Origin of the sequence: Pseudomonas sp. SWI7 (assembly GCF_006351945.1) — a bacterium.
Classification (GTDB): Bacteria; Pseudomonadota; Gammaproteobacteria; order Pseudomonadales; family Pseudomonadaceae; genus Aquipseudomonas; species Aquipseudomonas fulva.
Genome location: NZ_CP040930.1, coordinates 3,138,991 through 3,153,800, shown reverse-complemented (window position 1 = coordinate 3,153,800; position 14,810 = coordinate 3,138,991). Strand labels below are relative to the sequence as shown.

Annotated in this window: 12 protein-coding genes; 10 read left to right on the top strand and 2 right to left on the bottom strand. The window is 64.4% G+C overall.

The genetic code is table 11. The features are described from left to right. Positions 1-229 precede the first annotated feature (229 nt). The 7 genes from FH041_RS14465 to FH041_RS14435 all read left to right on the top strand — a co-directional run bounded on the left by FH041_RS14465 (position 230) and on the right by FH041_RS14435 (position 8,148). Entirely contained in the window at positions 230-1,081 is an 852-nt protein-coding gene (locus tag FH041_RS14465; protein ID WP_140174777.1) for an STAS domain-containing protein, read from the top strand. 3 nt (positions 1,082-1,084) lie between these two features. Then, positions 1,085-1,447 carry an STAS domain-containing protein gene (locus tag FH041_RS14460; RefSeq protein ID WP_027915208.1) on the top strand — a complete coding sequence of 121 codons (363 nt, stop codon included), beginning with the start codon at positions 1,085-1,087 and terminating at the stop codon, positions 1,445-1,447. After that, entirely contained in the window at positions 1,444-1,848 is a 405-nt protein-coding gene (locus FH041_RS14455; RefSeq protein WP_023534560.1) for an anti-sigma regulatory factor, read from the top strand. Before FH041_RS14460 ends, FH041_RS14455 begins: the two co-directional genes overlap by 4 nt. Continuing rightward, positions 1,839-2,858 carry an ATP-binding protein gene (locus FH041_RS14450; protein WP_373682125.1) on the top strand — a complete coding sequence of 340 codons (1,020 nt, stop codon included), beginning with the start codon at positions 1,839-1,841 and terminating at the stop codon, positions 2,856-2,858. Before FH041_RS14455 ends, FH041_RS14450 begins: the two co-directional genes overlap by 10 nt. Further along, positions 2,851-3,693, top strand: a complete 843-nt coding sequence (locus FH041_RS14445; protein ID WP_028687124.1) for a sensor histidine kinase KdpD — start codon at positions 2,851-2,853, stop codon at positions 3,691-3,693. The genes FH041_RS14450 and FH041_RS14445 overlap by 8 nt, the downstream gene beginning before the upstream one ends. After that, positions 3,690-5,633: a response regulator gene (locus FH041_RS14440; RefSeq protein ID WP_140174775.1), complete on the top strand. Its 1,944-nt coding sequence runs from the start codon at positions 3,690-3,692 to the stop codon at positions 5,631-5,633. The genes FH041_RS14445 and FH041_RS14440 overlap by 4 nt, the downstream gene beginning before the upstream one ends. A gap of 121 nt (positions 5,634-5,754) precedes the next feature. Beyond that, on the top strand, positions 5,755-8,148 hold the full coding sequence (locus FH041_RS14435) for a TonB-dependent siderophore receptor (protein ID WP_104925759.1): 2,394 nt from the start codon (positions 5,755-5,757) through the stop codon (positions 8,146-8,148). Between the two features lie 220 nt (positions 8,149-8,368). On the opposite strand, the gene FH041_RS14430 is transcribed toward FH041_RS14435, so the two are convergent. Continuing rightward, entirely contained in the window at positions 8,369-10,222 is a 1,854-nt protein-coding gene (locus FH041_RS14430) for a DEAD/DEAH box helicase (RefSeq protein WP_140174773.1), read from the bottom strand. 121 nt (positions 10,223-10,343) lie between these two features. After that, on the bottom strand, positions 10,344-11,231 hold the full coding sequence (locus FH041_RS14425; protein ID WP_027915202.1) for a LysR substrate-binding domain-containing protein: 888 nt from the start codon (positions 11,229-11,231) through the stop codon (positions 10,344-10,346). Between the two features lie 168 nt (positions 11,232-11,399). Here FH041_RS14425 and FH041_RS14420 point away from each other — a divergent pair, with 168 nt between their 5' ends. The 3 genes from FH041_RS14420 to FH041_RS14410 are packed head-to-tail and all read left to right on the top strand — an operon-like array spanning position 11,400 to position 14,791. Further along, a complete protein-coding gene (locus FH041_RS14420) occupies positions 11,400-12,233 on the top strand; it encodes a MaoC family dehydratase N-terminal domain-containing protein (RefSeq protein WP_027915201.1) in 834 nt (277 codons plus the stop codon). 30 nt (positions 12,234-12,263) lie between these two features. Further along, a complete protein-coding gene (locus FH041_RS14415; protein WP_023534647.1) occupies positions 12,264-13,427 on the top strand; it encodes an acyl-CoA dehydrogenase family protein in 1,164 nt (387 codons plus the stop codon). A 14-nt stretch (positions 13,428-13,441) separates the two neighbouring features. After that, positions 13,442-14,791, top strand: a complete 1,350-nt coding sequence (locus tag FH041_RS14410; protein ID WP_140174771.1) for an MmgE/PrpD family protein — start codon at positions 13,442-13,444, stop codon at positions 14,789-14,791. Positions 14,792-14,810: the final 19 nt, after the last annotated feature.

Genomic DNA, 14,810 nt, shown 5'->3' with positions numbered 1-14,810 from the left:
CGGCCATGGCGTGAAGAGGCAGTCGCACCCACACTTGGTCCGGTGCTCACGGCGCACTCGCCTGCCCTTGATCCAACCTGCCAAATTTCTTTGAGCAATGGACTACCATCCGATGGCCTAATGCAATTAAATGCGCCACCCGGACAACTATTCCGGCCAGTAACTGTCACTCACAAAACACCCGGTCATAGCGTGAAGGTGCCCGCTTTCACCACAGGAGCTCAGATACATGGCAGCACTGCAAAGCAGTACGTTGGACGCGGTCGAAAACAACCAGGATCAGTTGCTGACCCAGTGGTTGGCAGGCCTGGAAGCCAACGGTGCCACGCGCAACGTCAAGGAACAGGTGCTGGCCCAAGAGACACGCGAGTTCCTGCAACTGTTGGTGCAGGGCTTGAAGGGCCAAGGTGGCGCCAACCTGGCAGCCGCCGATTGGGAGGCCGTACGCCGGTTCCTCGAAAAGCTGTCGTCATCGCGCGCGCAGATGGGCCATGACTCCCACCAGACCGTGCACTTCATCTGCGCCCTGAAGCGTCCGCTGTTCGCCTTGCTGCAATCGCACTACAGCGCCGACCCGGCCACGCTGGCCGAGGAACTCTGGCGCGTGTCCGAGCTGCTCGACAGCATGGGCATGCACACCATGCGCACTTACCAGGCGAGCCGTGAAAACGTCATTCGCCGCCAGCAGGAAGAACTGCTGGAGCTGTCTACGCCGGTGGTCAAACTGTGGGACGGTGTGCTGGCCTTGCCATTGATCGGCACCCTCGACTCCCAGCGCAGCCAGACCGTCATGGAGTCGCTGCTGCAGCGCATCGTCGACACCGGTTCGGAAATCGCCATTATCGACATCACGGGCGTGCCCACCGTGGACACCCTGGTGGCGCAGCACCTGCTCAAGACCGTGACGGCCATTCGCCTGATGGGCGCCGATTGCATCATCAGCGGCATCCGCCCGCAGATCGCCCAGACCATCGTGCACCTGGGCCTGGACCTTGGCACCCTGACCACCAAGGCTAACCTGGCCGATGCCCTGAAGCTGGCCCTGACCCGCGTGGGCAGCGACCTCGGCCAGCGAGCCTGAGCCATGGAGCGTATCCCGATCCTGCAGATGGGGGAATTCCTGCTGGTGACCATCCAGGTGGACATGCACGACCAACTGGCCCTCACCCTGCAGGAAGACCTGACCGACCGCATCAGCAGCACCTCCGCCCGCGGCGTACTCATCGACATCTCGGCACTGGACATGGTCGACTCGTTCATCGGGCGCATGATCGCCAGCATCTCGGGCCTGTCACGCATCATGGACGCCGAGACCATGGTGGTCGGCATGCAGCCTGCCGTAGCGATCACCCTGGTGGAACTGGGCCTGACGTTGCCCGGGGTAAGTACGGCCTTGAATGTGGAACGCGGCATGCAAGTGCTGCGTCAGCGTGTGACCCGCAAATGAATGTGCGCGACAGCGGTAGCCTGCCGGTGCGCATCGAGCAGGATGTAGTCCTTGCGCGCCAGTTGGCCCGCAAGCTGGCGGGCGAGTGCGGCATGCGCCTGGTCGACCTGACCAAGCTGGTCACCGCCGTCAGCGAGCTGGCCCGCAACACCGTGGTCTACGGACGTGGCGGCGACATGGACTGGCAGGTGCTGGAGGACTTCGGTCGCGTGGGCCTGCGCCTGCATTTTCGTGACGAAGGCCCTGGCATTCCCGATATCGGCCTGGCGTTGACCGACGGCTGGACCTCGGGCGGTGGCATGGGCCTGGGCCTGACCGGCGCGCGGCGCCTGGTGGATGAGTTCGAGTTGGATACCGCGCCTGGCGAGGGTACCCGTGTGACGATCACACGATGGGCGTGAGCATCGCTGCCAGCCAGACCTGCGTCGTACCGTTGGCTGACCCCAGTGACGTTGGCCACGCTCGACGGATCGCGCAAAAACTTGCTCAGGCCCACGGTCATGACGAAACGGACGCCGGACGTGTCGCGCTGGTGGTGACCGAGCTGTGCACCAACGTGCTCAAGCATGCCGGGCACGGCGAGCTTCATCTGCGGGCGCTGCCGCGCGGTGACGGCAGGTTTGGCATCGAAGTGCTCACCCTCGATCGCGCGCAAGGGTTCGATGCCCAAGCCTGCCTGGCCGACGGCTATTCGTCGGCGGGCACCCAAGGCATTGGCCTGGGCGCCATCGCCCGCCAGGCTCAAGTCTTCGACGTCTATGCCGATACCCGGGGAGCCGTAGTTCTGGCGCGGTTGTATGCCCAGAATGACCCAGGTACTGACCTGCGCTTCGGCGTCAGCCAGCATGCCCTCAATGGCGACCCGGCCTGCGGCGACACCTGGCACCTGACCTTCGATGGGCTGCGCGTGAGCGCCCTGGTGATCGACGGGCTGGGGCATGGCAGCGAAGCCGAAGCGGCAGCCCAGGCGGGCGCGGCAGTGTTCGCACAGGCACCGTTCGCCCACCCGCAGCAGCAGCTTCTGTCCATGCACCAGGCGATGGCAGGCACACGCGGTGGCGCCGTGGCCCTGGCGCACTACGACGGCTGCAATGCACGGCTGAGCTACACCGGCATCGGCAACATCGGCGCGAGCCTGGTCAATGGCAGCCAATCACGAGGCCTGGCGTCAATGCCCGGCATCGTCGGCGGGCAATTCAGAAAAACCCAAGTGTTCGACTACGCTGATCTGAACGGAAATGTGTTGATCATGTACAGCGATGGCCTGCAGTCCCGGTGGAACCTCAAGGATTACCCTGGCCTGGTGCACCGTCATCCGGCCGTGATCGCTGCGGTGCTGCACCGCGACTTCTGCCGAGGCCGGGACGATGTCACCGTACTTGTCATCGACCTGGAGCTGCCCAATGGCTGATGCCGCACTGATTGCCCGCCTGCAAGCCGAGAACGACGCCTTGCGCGCCGAGCTGGATGAAACCAACCAGGGCGTGCTGGCGCTGTATGCCGAGCTGGATACCCAGGCTGAGCACCTGCGCCAGGCCTCGGACCTCAAAAGCCGCTTCCTGTCCTACATGAGCCATGAGTTTCGCACCCCGCTGGGCTCGATCTTGAGCATCACCGGCCTGCTGACCGACGAGCTCGACGGGCCGTTGTCGGCGGAACAGCACCGTCAGGTCACCTTCATCAGTACCGCTACCCGCGAGCTGTCCGACATGGTTGACGACTTGCTCGACTTGGCCAAGATCGAAGCCGGTCGCATCACCATTTCGCCGGCCTGGTTCGACATGTTCGACCTGTTCGCCGCCCTGCGAGGCATGTTCAGGCCCATCGTCGATGCCACGGCCGTGGACCTCATCTTCGAAGAACATGCCGGCCTGCCGCGGCTGTACACCGATGACAAGAAGCTGGCGCAGATTCTGCGCAACTTCATTTCCAATGCCCTGAAGTTCACCTCACAGGGCGAAGTGCGTATTTCCGCCTGCCTGGAAGGCGATGACAGTATCCGTTTCGCCGTGAGCGACACGGGTATCGGCATTGCACCGGAGCTGCTGGGTACCCTGTTCGAAGACTTCGCCCAGGTGGACTCGCCGTTGCAGAAACGCTTGCGCGGTACGGGCCTGGGCCTGTCGCTGTGCAAGCGCTTTGCCGAGCTGCTGGGAGGTCATGTGGGCGTCGAGAGCGAGCCGGGCGTCGGCTCCTGTTTCTTCGTGGTGATCCCGCTTGCCCTCGCCCCGGAGAGCACTGAATGAATGCCGATGTGCGCTTGCTGATCGTCGATGACAACGTTGCCACCCGCTACGCCATGCGCAGGCGGTTGGCGGTGCACGGGTACCAGGTACTGGAGGCCGGCACGGGCGGCGAGGGCCTGGCGCTGATCCGCGACAGCCAGATCGACGCCTTGATCCTGGACGTGAACCTGCCGGACATGAGCGGCTTCGACATCGTCCGGCTGCTGCGTCAGGACCCACGCACGGCGCTGCTGCCAGTGATTCATGTGTCGGCCGCGTCGATCCAGAGCGGCGACATCATCACCGGGCTGAACGCTGGCGCCGATGCCTACCTGATTCACCCCGTCGACCCGGACGTGCTGCTGGCCACCCTGCGCACCTTGCTGCGCGTGCGCGACACCGAGCGCGCATTGCGCCAGAGCGAGGCACGCTTTCGCGAGATTTTCACCAGTGTGTCGGCGCCGATTGCCGTGATGGACGCCCAGCTGAAGGTGCATGAATGCAACCAGGCGTTCAGCTACCTGATCCAGGACAACCGCCACCCCGAGCAGCTGCACGACTGCTTCGCCGATGGGCAGGAGGCGGCGCTGGCCAGCCTGCGCGAGCACCTCATGGCTGGCGAGCGCTGGCAGGGCACCTTGAGCATGCAGGTGCATGGCCATGTACGCGAGACCGAGTGGCAGCTTTCGCCGTATCAGGCGCCGGGTTTGTGCCTGGTGTTCGTCGAGGACATCACCGAGCACCGTCACCGCGAACGCTCGCACCTGGCCCGGCTGGACGACGCGACCAGCCAGTTGGCCCATGAAGTGGCCGTGCGCGAACGCACCGAGGCGCAGCTGGTGCAACTGCAAAAAATGGAGGCACTGGGCAGCTTGACCGGCGGCATCGCCCACGACTTCAACAACCTGCTGACCGGCATCATCACCAGCCTCGAACTGATCTGCAAACGGGTGGCCGAGAACCGTGTCGACAGAGTGCCGCGCTATGCCGAAGCTGCGCTCAGCTCGGCCAACAGCGCGGCTTCGCTGACCCATCGGCTACTGGCCTTCGCTCGCCAGCAACCGCTGGACACCCGGCCCGTGGACGTCAACCGCCACGTGCGCTCGCTCGAAGAACTGCTGACCCGCACCATTGGCGAGCGCATCACGTTGACCCTGAACCTCTCCACCCAACCGGCCATCGCCCTGGTCGACCCGGTGCAGCTGGAAAGCGCGGTGCTCAACCTGGTGATCAACGCCCGCGACGCGCTGCCCAAGGGCGGGCGGATCTGGCTCGACACGGCCGCCATCTGGTCCCAGGAAAACCCCAATCTTGCCGACGGCCCCTATGTGATGGTCAGCGTGCGCGACAACGGCACCGGCATCGAACCTGAGTTGCTGGACAAGGTGTTCGACCCGTTCTTCACCACCAAGCCTGTCGGGCAGGGCACCGGCCTTGGGTTGTCGACCATCTATGGTTTCGCCCGGCAGTCCGGCGGCCACGTGATGCTCAACAGCGTGGTGGGGCAGGGCACCGAAGTGGCGCTGATGCTGCCGGCCAGCGCGCAGGCAGCCGTGCCCGTGGTGCGCGAGCGTGGGCTCGATCTACAGGGTAACGGCGAGCATGTGCTGATCGTCGAGGACATGGCCTCGGTGCGGCTGTCGGTGGCCGAAGCGCTGGCCGATGCCGGCTACCACTGCACACTGGCTTCGACCACCGACCAGGCGCTGGAATACCTGCGCGACGACCCGAGCCTGGACCTGATGCTGACCGACGTTGGCCTGCCAACGCTCAGCGGCCGAGAGCTGGCCGACCTTGCCCGTGGCTACCGGCCCGAACTGCCTGTGCTGTTCATGACCGGCTATGCCGATGCCGCGTTGGACCGGCAGGCGTTTCTCGGCGATGGCATGGACATGCTGATCAAGCCGTTCCGTATGGGTGAGCTGCTGGGCAAAGTGAGGCAGGCCATCGGTAAGGTGTAGGACCCAACCTACAACCGAAGTTAATTAATCTGAAAATAAATGAGGTGTTTTCTCATTCTCGTTCGGCAGGTAGGGAAGGCCGGAATACAGGCCGCCCGCCGATACGCTACGGAGCGAGAGAATGAGTTCTACCCCGGTTTCACCGCGCCACCCCCTGAACCGAGCCCTGCGTGGCGCCTTGCTCGGGCTCGTGGTAGGCAGCCATGTCCTGCCAGCCCTGGCCCAGCCTGCGGCCACTGACAGCAGCAGCCCGCTCAAGCAGTGGAACATTCCGGCAGGCCCGCTGGCGCCAGCGCTCGATCGTTTTGCCAGGGAAGCCGGCATCAGCCTCTCGTATGACGCGCAAAGCGTGGCCCACCAGACGACGCCGGGCGTCCAGGGCTCGCTGGGTACCGCAGCGGCCTTGTCTTCGCTGTTGCAGGGCAGTGACCTGCAATCTGAACAGCAAGGCCCCAACGCCTACCTGCTGCTGCCCCAGCCCAAGCCCACCGGCCCGCTGGAGCTGGGCGCCACCGAGGACTACCGCCTGGCCCCGGTAATCGTCAACGCCAAGGTCAAGGCCAGCGCCGACGACGACATCAACTCGGTCGTGGCCAAGGAGTTGTGGGTGGGGGGCAAGGTCGCCACCAGCATCCTCAATACCCCGGCGTCGGTATCGGTGGTGACCCGCAAGGAGATGGAGCAGCGTAGCGTCAGCACCACCGAAGAAGCGCTGCAGTACACCCCAGGGGTGATCAGCGACTTCTATGGGTCGGACGACCGTAACGACTACTTCCAGATTCGCGGCTTCCAGGCCACCACCTACCGTGACGGCCTGACGCTCAGCTCCATGCGTGGCGTGCGCGAAGACCCTTACGCCTACGAGCGTATCGAGATCATTCGCGGCGCCAACTCCACCCTGTTCGGCCCCGCCGACCCAGGCGGCTCGGTCAACTTCGTGACCAAACAGCCACGGTTCGAGCGCTTCGGCCAGGGCTACGTGACCTACGGCTCGTACGACCATGCCGAGACCGGCATCGATGTGGGCGATGTGCTCAACGAAGGCGGCACCGTGGCGGGGCGCTTCACGGCCAAGCTGCAGGACAGCGACCGTGAGTACGACCATTCCCGGGACGACAGCCGCCTGGTGATGGGCGGGCTGACCTGGGCACCGAGCGACTTCACCTCGGCCACCGTGGTGCTGGACTACCTGAAGACCAACAGCTCGCCCAACAGCGGTGGCTACCCGCTGGACAAGGAGTACGACCGAAGCAAGTTCTTCGGTGAGCCCGGCTACAACTTCCACGATGTGGAGCGCACCAGCCTGTCCGGCAACATCACCCACGACTTCGACAACGGCTTTGTATTGCGTGGCAACCTGCGCTACAGCGAACTGACCGACGATTTTGGCTACGCCTACTTGAGCGACAGCCCATCGCGGGTGGGCACGACCATCCCGCGCTATGTGTTCGGCACCGACAGCGACGCCGACCAGCTCAACGGCAACCTGATGCTGCAATACGATGCGCAGTTCGAGCACATCGACAGCAGCACCCTGGTGGGGGTGGAGTACCTGGACTCCTCGACCAAGCAGCGCTCGGTCTATAGCCTCGCCACCCCGATCGACATCGCCAACCCGGTGTTCACCGGCGTGCCGCGTGGCATCGAGCCCTATAGCCGCAAGAAGCAGGACGTGACCACCAAGGCTGTGTTCATGCAGCAGAACCTTTCGTTCTACGACCGCGTCATCGCCACCGCTGGCGTGCGCAATGACTCCATGGATCTGTCCAGCACCGAGTACGTGGGCGGGGCCGCCAAGCAGAGCGACGATTTGTCGGAAACCTCGTATCGCGCGGCGCTCACCTACATCGTCAACGACGAAGTGTCGACGTACGTGAGCATGGTGGAGTCGGTGTCCCCACCCCAGGTGGGCGTGACGCCGCAAACCGGCAAGCAGTACGAAGTGGGCGTGAAGTACTCGCCCATCGGCATGGACGCGATGTTCTCCGCTGCGGTGTATGACCTGACCCAGGAAAACGTCACCATCGCTGTGGTACTGCCCAGCGGCATCATCGAACAGCAAACCGTCGGTGAGTCCCACGCACGCGGCCTGGACCTGGAAGCCAAGGCCCAGGTGACGGCTGATATCAGCGTGATTGGCGCCTATTCGTACATGGACACCGATGTGAAACGCGGGTCGCTGTATGACGGCTCTTCGCTCAAGGGCAACGCTTTTGCCACCGCGCCCAAGCATTCGGCTTCGTTGTGGACGTACTACGACATTCCGGCGACCGACGTGAGTGTCGGGCTGGGTGCGCGGTACGTGGGGGCTTACTACATGGATGCGGCCAACACCAAGAAGACCGACGGCACCACGTTGTTCGACGCGGCATTCAAGTACCAGATCGCCAAGGGCACCGACCTGGCGGTGAACGTGAGCAACCTGTTCGATGAACAGCACGTGGTGGGCTCGGGGACGGCTGATTATTACAACCCTGGGCGTGAGGTGACGGCGCGGGTGAGTTATAGCTGGTAAGCGATTATTGGGGGGGCTGAGCAGTGTCTGTAGAGGCTGCAATCGATGGCCTGTGCAGTCTGGCCGTTGTGAGCCGCACGGTAGGCGTTGAGCTCTAATGTGGAGCTGAAATGTTGGGGCCGCTTCGCGGCCCATCGCGGCCCATCGCGGCCGGTCCGGCATCCCGGCGAGGCCGCGTCCACTAATACCGCGCAACCCTTAGTCCCGCACTATCAAGCAGCTAAAGGCTCGCTTGAACCTGAGCCACTGCCTCCTGCAGGCGTTCGGTGAATCCGGAGTGGGTCTGATGGGTCATCACCAGCCTGTCCACGGCGCGGGTCATGGCTACATACAGCAAGCGCATCTCATCGGCTTCGTCTTCGCCCTGCACCGGCATCTCGTGCAAGCGCGGAATCACCACGAACCCGAATTCCAACCCCTTGCTCGAATGCATGCTCACGATCTTCACCGTGTTCTCGCCATACAGCGCGCTGCGTTTGGAAACGGTCTTGGCGCTGGTGTACGGGATGCCCGTGGCCTTGAGTGTGTCCTCGATCCAGGTGGCCTGGAAACCTTCTCGGTAAATCACGGCCATGTCTTGCCATGCCCGGCCGTTTGCCTGCTCATGCTCAAGCCGGGCGACAATGCATTGGGCTTCCTGCACAAGCCCAGGGTGGCTGAGCAGTTGCGGCAAGTCGCCGCGCCGGCCTGCGCTTTGCGGGGCCAGTACCGGGATATGGTCATCTTCGGCATCCCGGGCGCTGAGCAAATCCTTGGAAAACGCATGCGCGACCGACAGCACTTCCAGCGTATTGCGGTAGTTGATGCGCAAGATGGTGGTCCGCCCTGACGCCTTGATCCCTACACTGGCGAAGCTGAATGTCATCTTCGAGGCAAGGGTGGCCTTGCCGCGGTAGATGGCCTGGGCGTCGTCGTAGAGCACTAGCAGGTTTTCCTGCTCCTGGTCGAGTTGATGAACGACCAGGCGGAACCACTCCGGTTTGAAGTCGTGGCCCTCATCGATCAGGATCGCGGCATACCGATCACCGTCCAGCTTGCCGTCCGCCATGTGCTTGAGCACATCGTCCTCGAGCGCCTGGAAGAACTTCTGCCCCTTGAGTTGAGGGATGGGCAGCTGCGCATCGGTCAGCAGCTTGCGACACCAGGCATGAAAGCTCATGGCAACTACCTGAACGTCTTGCTGGTGCGCCTTGAGCACCTGGTTCAAGCGCGCTGCGAGGGTCTTGTTGTAGCACAACACCAGCACCGGCTTGCTGGAGGTGCGCGCCAGGTAGAGGCTGCGGTACACCAGGACCATGGTTTTGCCGCTGCCGGCCACGCCGTGAATCACCCGGTGCCCACTGCCCATGGAACGCGCCAGTTGCTCCTGCTGCAGGTCCATGACCTTGATCAGGCTGGGCATGGGCGCCTCCTGCTCACCGAACAGCCCGAACTGGGCACGTGCAGGGTTCAGGCGAATTTCCGGGAACAGGTGGTAACGCACGCGGTCCACGTGCTCGTCCGACAGCGCCACGGGAAAGTGCTGCACGAACATGGCCTTGAAACGTTGTTCGAACAGGCCTGCATCCACGGTTTCGAACATTTCGTCCTTGCAGATGACACGCACGCTTTGCAAGGCCGAACCGGCTTGCAGCGAGGTGAATTCCTTGCGCGTCATCTCTGGCAGCACGACGCCCCAGGTATAGGGCATCAACAGTTTGCCCGCTCGGATAGAGCCTGGCTTCTGGGTCAGCGCGGGGTCCTTTTCCAGCGCTTCCTTCGTTTCGAACGCGTTCTTGCGGGCCTGCGCCATGGGGTTGATGACGGTGACTTCGCGGCCGTTCTCAAGCTTGGTGACCTCGTTGATCGTCACCTCTTTCAGCGAGCTCAGCTTCCAGTCCTTGACCTCGAGAATGAGCAAGCCCACTTCAGGGTGCAGGAGGACGAAGTCCGGTTGCAGCCCCTTTGGGCCAACCGGCACGTTGAACCAGCATAACCAGTCATCGGGGAGTTTCTTTTCGAGGCGCTCAGCCAGGCGTTTTTCCCCGGGCGAGTCGAAACGGCACGCGCCGAGTGTTGGGATGATTTGGGCCATATCCTTATTGTCCATATCCAAAACGACGCGCCACAGTAGGATTTATCCTTCTGCAGTGCAAATCTGAACCACTGTCCTGCACCCGATCTGACGGTCAGATAACCCGAGCGTAATGGCTCGCCTAGTTCGCAGGCATCAACGTCTTGATCAATGCGCGCACCGTCCCCGGCAGGGCCTCCAGCTCCCGGACGAGTATGCTGCGTTCGCGCTCGGCCCAGGGTTCGTCCAGGGCGATGGTCACCAGGTTCATGGTGTGGCTGTGGCGCGATGCGGACGACTCGGGAATGATGCCGATGCCCACGCCTGCCTCGACCATGCGGCAGATGGCCTCGAAGCCCGACAGCTGGATACGCAGGGCCAGGGTTTCACCCATGCGCTCGACCTGGTCGCGCAGAAAGGTCAGCAGGGTGCTGCCGTCGTGCAGCCCGATGTGCTGGTAGGCCAGGGTCTGTTTCAACGTCACCTGGCGGCGGTTGGCCAGCTCGTGGCCGGCGGGCACGATCAGCACCAGCCGATCGGTGCTGAAGTGCATCACCTGCAGGCCGCTGGCCTCCACAGGGCCGGCGATGATGCCCATGTCGGTGCTGCCATCGAGCACGCCTCGCACGATGTCGCGGGACAGGCGTTCCTGCAGGTCGACCGTGACACCCGGCCGTTGCGCCAGAAAGCCTGCCAGCACCTCGGGCAGAAACTCGGTCACCGCCGTGGTGTTGGCAAAGATGCGGATATGCCCCGCCGAATCGCCGCCGAACTGAGTGAACTCCGCCTTCAGGTAATCGACCTGGCGCATCACCAGGCGTGCGTGGGTCAACAGCGTGTGCCCGGCCGGGGTCAGTTCGACGCCGCGGCTGTCGCGGTACAGCAAGCGCGTGTCGAGCTGCGCTTCCAGCGCCTTGATACGCGCACTGGCGGCGGCGGGAGAGAGGTGGGCTCGGCGGGCGCCCTGGGTCAGGCTGGGAGATTCGCCGATGTGGATGAACAGGCGCAAGTCAGCCAGATCGAAGTGCATGGGCAAGTCCTGGGTAGGGAAGGCGTTCGGCATTTATGAACGCCGGGTTATGGAAATGCAAATTCACAGAATGCGCGACAGGGTCGCATGATCGTCCCTGTCGCCTGCGCAGCGTCGATGACGCGTCTGCAAGCGGCCTGCCATAACAACAATTCCAGAGGCCCACCCATGCCCACTACGCCCTTTGATTACAGCCCTTGGCTCGGCCGCACCGAGCACGCCTGGGATGTGCTCAGCCGCAACCTGGTGCAGCGCATCGCGGCGACGTTCGGCGAGACCGCCCCGGCCCATGGCGAGGCGTTGCCGCCGCTGTGGACCTGGTGCTTCTTTCAAGACCCTGTACCCGAAGCGCAACTGGGCACCGACGGGCACCCGGCACGCGGGGGCTTTCTGCCGCCGGCTGACGGGCGCAACCGCATGTGGGCCGGTGGCCGGGTCGAGTTCATCGCCCCGCTGGTGGTCGGCGGCGAGGCGCAGCGTACCTCGACCATCCTGCACATCGAGGAGAAACACGGCCGCAGTGGCGCCTTGCTGTTCGTGACGGTGCGCCATGACTACACCCAGCACGACCAGCTGTGCATCCGCGAAGAGCAGGACATCGTCTACCGCGAGCCGACCCCGCCCAAGGCGAGCACAGGCGAGCCTTGTGAAACCGGCACCTGGGGTGAAACCGTCACGCCCACCGCGACCCTGCTGTTCCGCTATTCGGCGGTCACCTTCAACGGCCACCGCATCCATTACGACTACCCCTATGTCACCGCCACCGAGGGATACCCGGACCTGGTGGTGCACGGCCCCCTGATCGCGACGCTCAACCTGCGGGCCTTTCTGCGCGCCAACCCCGGTGCCCGCCTGCGCCGCTACAGCTACCGCAGCCTGCGCCCGCTGACCCTGCCCACGCCCTTCCAGCTCAGCGGCTGCCTCGACGGCCCAGGCCAGGCGCGCCTGTGGGCCGGCAACGCTGCCGGCGTGGCGCAAAGCGCCGACGTCACCTTCGACTGACCCCCTTTCAGCACCGTAGAGAAGCCTGCCATGCACAGCTACGACAGCGATGACCTCAACGCCATCCGCGAAGGCGTGCGCGCCTTGTGCGCCGAATTTCCGGCCGAATACTGGCGCACCCTGGACGAGCAGAAGGCCTTCCCCGAAGCCTTCGTCAAGGCCATGACCGACGCCGGCTGGCTGTCGGCGATGATCCCCGAGGCCTACGGCGGTTCAGGGCTGGGCCTGGCCGAGGCGTCGGTGATACTCGAGGAAGTGAACCACTGCGGTGGCAACTCCGGCACCATCCACGGGCAGATGTACAACATGTTCACCTTGCTGCGCCACGGCAGCGAGGAACAGAAACGTCATTACCTGCCCAAGCTGGCCAGCGGCGAGCTGCGCCTGCAGTCGATGGGCGTGACCGAACCGACCACCGGCACCGACACCACGCAGCTCAAGACCACGGCCGTGCGCGAGGGCGACGACTACGTGATCAATGGGCAGAAAGTGTGGATCTCGCGCATCCAGCATTCGGACCTGATGATCCTGCTGGCGCGTACCACGCCGCTGGCGCAGGTCACGCGCAAGTCCGAAGGCATGTCCATCTTCCTGGTGGACCTGCGCACGGCCATTGGCAACGGCCTGACCGTGCAGCCGATTGCCAACATGGTCAACCACGAAACCAACGAGCTGTTCTTCGACAACCTGCGCATCCCGGCCAGCAGCCTGATCGGCGAGGAGGGCAAGGGTTTTCGCTACATCCTCGACGGCCTGAACGCCGAGCGTACGCTGATCGCTGCCGAGTGCATCGGCGACGGGCGCTGGTTCGTCGAAAAGGCCAGCCAGTACGCCCGCGACCGCGTGGTGTTCGGCCGCCCGATCGGCCAGAACCAGGGCGTGCAATTCCCCATCGCCGAAGCCCACATCGAACTGGAGGCGGCCGACCTGATGCGCTGGCGGGCGTGCGCCGAGTACGACAGCGGCGCCAACGCCGGTGCTGCCGCGAACATGGCCAAGTACTTGGCAGCCAAAGCCTCGTGGGAGGCGGCCAACGCCTGCCTGCAAACCCACGGCGGCTTCGGCTTTGCCAACGAGTACGACGTGGAGCGCAAATTCCGCGAGACCCGCCTGTACCAGGTGGCGCCGATTTCCACCAACCTGATCCTGTCGTACGTGGCCGAGCACCTGCTCGAGCTGCCGCGCAGCTTCTGAAGGAGGGTATGCCCATGCGTGATACCCAAGCACTGGCCACCTTTCTGGCCGACCTGCGCTACCAGGACATCCCGCCCGCCGTGCTGGCGCGTACCGAAGACCTGTTCCTCGACTGGCTCGGCTCGGCCCTGGCCAGCCAGGGCGCGCACCCGGTGCCGCTGTTCGAGCGCTACGCCGAGCGCATGGGGCCACCTGCCGGTAAAGCCCGGTTGATGAGCACCGGCCGTGGCACCTCGCCGTATTTCGCTGCGTTGGTCAATGGCGCAGCGTCGCACCTGGTGGAGCAGGACGACCTGCACAACAGCTCGGTGCTGCACCCGGCCACGGTGGTGTTTTCCGCAGCCCTGGCTGCCGCGCAGGACCTGGACAAGTCGGGGCCGGACCTGCTGCTGGCGGCTGTGGCCGGCTATGAGGCTGGCATTCGCATCGGCGAATTCATGGGCCGCTCGCACTACCGCATTTTCCACACCACCGCCACCGTCGGCACCCTGGCCGCGGCTGTCGCGGTGGGCAAGCTGATGAACTTCGACCAGGCCCAGTTCATCAACGTGCTGGGCAGTGCCGGCACTCAGGCGGCCGGGCTGTGGGAGTTCTTGCGCGATGCGGCCGATTCGAAACAGCTGCACACCGCCAAGGCCGCTGCCGACGGGCTGCTGGCGGCCTACCTGACCGCCGATGGCCTGAGCGGGGCGCGCAACATTCTGGAAGGCGACCAGGGCCTGGCGGCCGGCATGTCCAGCGACGCCGACCCGGCCCGCCTGTCGGACCGCCTGGGCAGCCGCTGGGCGCTGGCCGAAACCTCGTTCAAGTTCCACGCCTCGTGCCGCCACACCCACCCGGCGGCCGATGCCTTGCTCGAACTGATGCAGCGCGAAGGGCTGCGCCACGGCGACATCGCCGAGGTGATCGCCCACGTGCACCAGGGCGCCATCGACGTGCTCGGCCGGGTGAAGGTGCCCACCAGCGTGCACCAGGCCAAGTTCTCCATGGGCACGGTGCTCGGCCTGATTGCCGTGCACGGCAGCGCGCAGTTGCTGACATTCCGCGACCTGGCCCTGAGCGACCCGGACGTGGCGGGGTTCCGCGACAAGGTGCGCATGCAGCTGGACCCCGAGGTGGACGCCGCCTATCCGGCCCGGTGGCTGGGCCGGGTAGAAGTGGGCTGCAAGGACGGGCGCCGCTTCACTGCTGCCATTGACGAACCCAAGGGCGACCCCGGCAACACCTTGTCCCGCGCGGAACTGGAGGACAAGTTCCAGCGCTTGCTGGCCTACGCCGGCCAGCGCAGTGCGGCCGACGGCCGTGCCTTGATCCAACGTGTCTGGCAGCTGCGCGATACCCGCTCGCTGGCCGACCTGCCATGACTCCCGCACAGGACCTTGC

Excerpts from the sequence above, each read along its gene's own strand:
- FH041_RS14465 (WP_140174777.1), top strand. The coding sequence starts at position 230 with ATGGCAGCACTGCAAAGCAGTACGTTGGACGCGGTCGAAAACAACCAG.
- FH041_RS14460 (WP_027915208.1), top strand. The coding sequence starts at position 1,085 with ATGGAGCGTATCCCGATCCTGCAGATGGGGGAATTCCTGCTGGTGACC.
- FH041_RS14455 (WP_023534560.1), top strand. The coding sequence starts at position 1,444 with ATGAATGTGCGCGACAGCGGTAGCCTGCCGGTGCGCATCGAGCAGGAT.
- FH041_RS14450 (WP_373682125.1), top strand. The coding sequence starts at position 1,839 with ATGGGCGTGAGCATCGCTGCCAGCCAGACCTGCGTCGTACCGTTGGCT.
- FH041_RS14445 (WP_028687124.1), top strand. The coding sequence starts at position 2,851 with ATGGCTGATGCCGCACTGATTGCCCGCCTGCAAGCCGAGAACGACGCC.
- FH041_RS14440 (WP_140174775.1), top strand. The coding sequence starts at position 3,690 with ATGAATGCCGATGTGCGCTTGCTGATCGTCGATGACAACGTTGCCACC.
- FH041_RS14435 (WP_104925759.1), top strand. The coding sequence starts at position 5,755 with ATGAGTTCTACCCCGGTTTCACCGCGCCACCCCCTGAACCGAGCCCTG.
- FH041_RS14430 (WP_140174773.1), bottom strand. The coding sequence starts at position 10,222 with ATGGCCCAAATCATCCCAACACTCGGCGCGTGCCGTTTCGACTCGCCC.
- FH041_RS14425 (WP_027915202.1), bottom strand. The coding sequence starts at position 11,231 with ATGCACTTCGATCTGGCTGACTTGCGCCTGTTCATCCACATCGGCGAA.
- FH041_RS14420 (WP_027915201.1), top strand. The coding sequence starts at position 11,400 with ATGCCCACTACGCCCTTTGATTACAGCCCTTGGCTCGGCCGCACCGAG.
- FH041_RS14415 (WP_023534647.1), top strand. The coding sequence starts at position 12,264 with ATGCACAGCTACGACAGCGATGACCTCAACGCCATCCGCGAAGGCGTG.
- FH041_RS14410 (WP_140174771.1), top strand. The coding sequence starts at position 13,442 with ATGCGTGATACCCAAGCACTGGCCACCTTTCTGGCCGACCTGCGCTAC.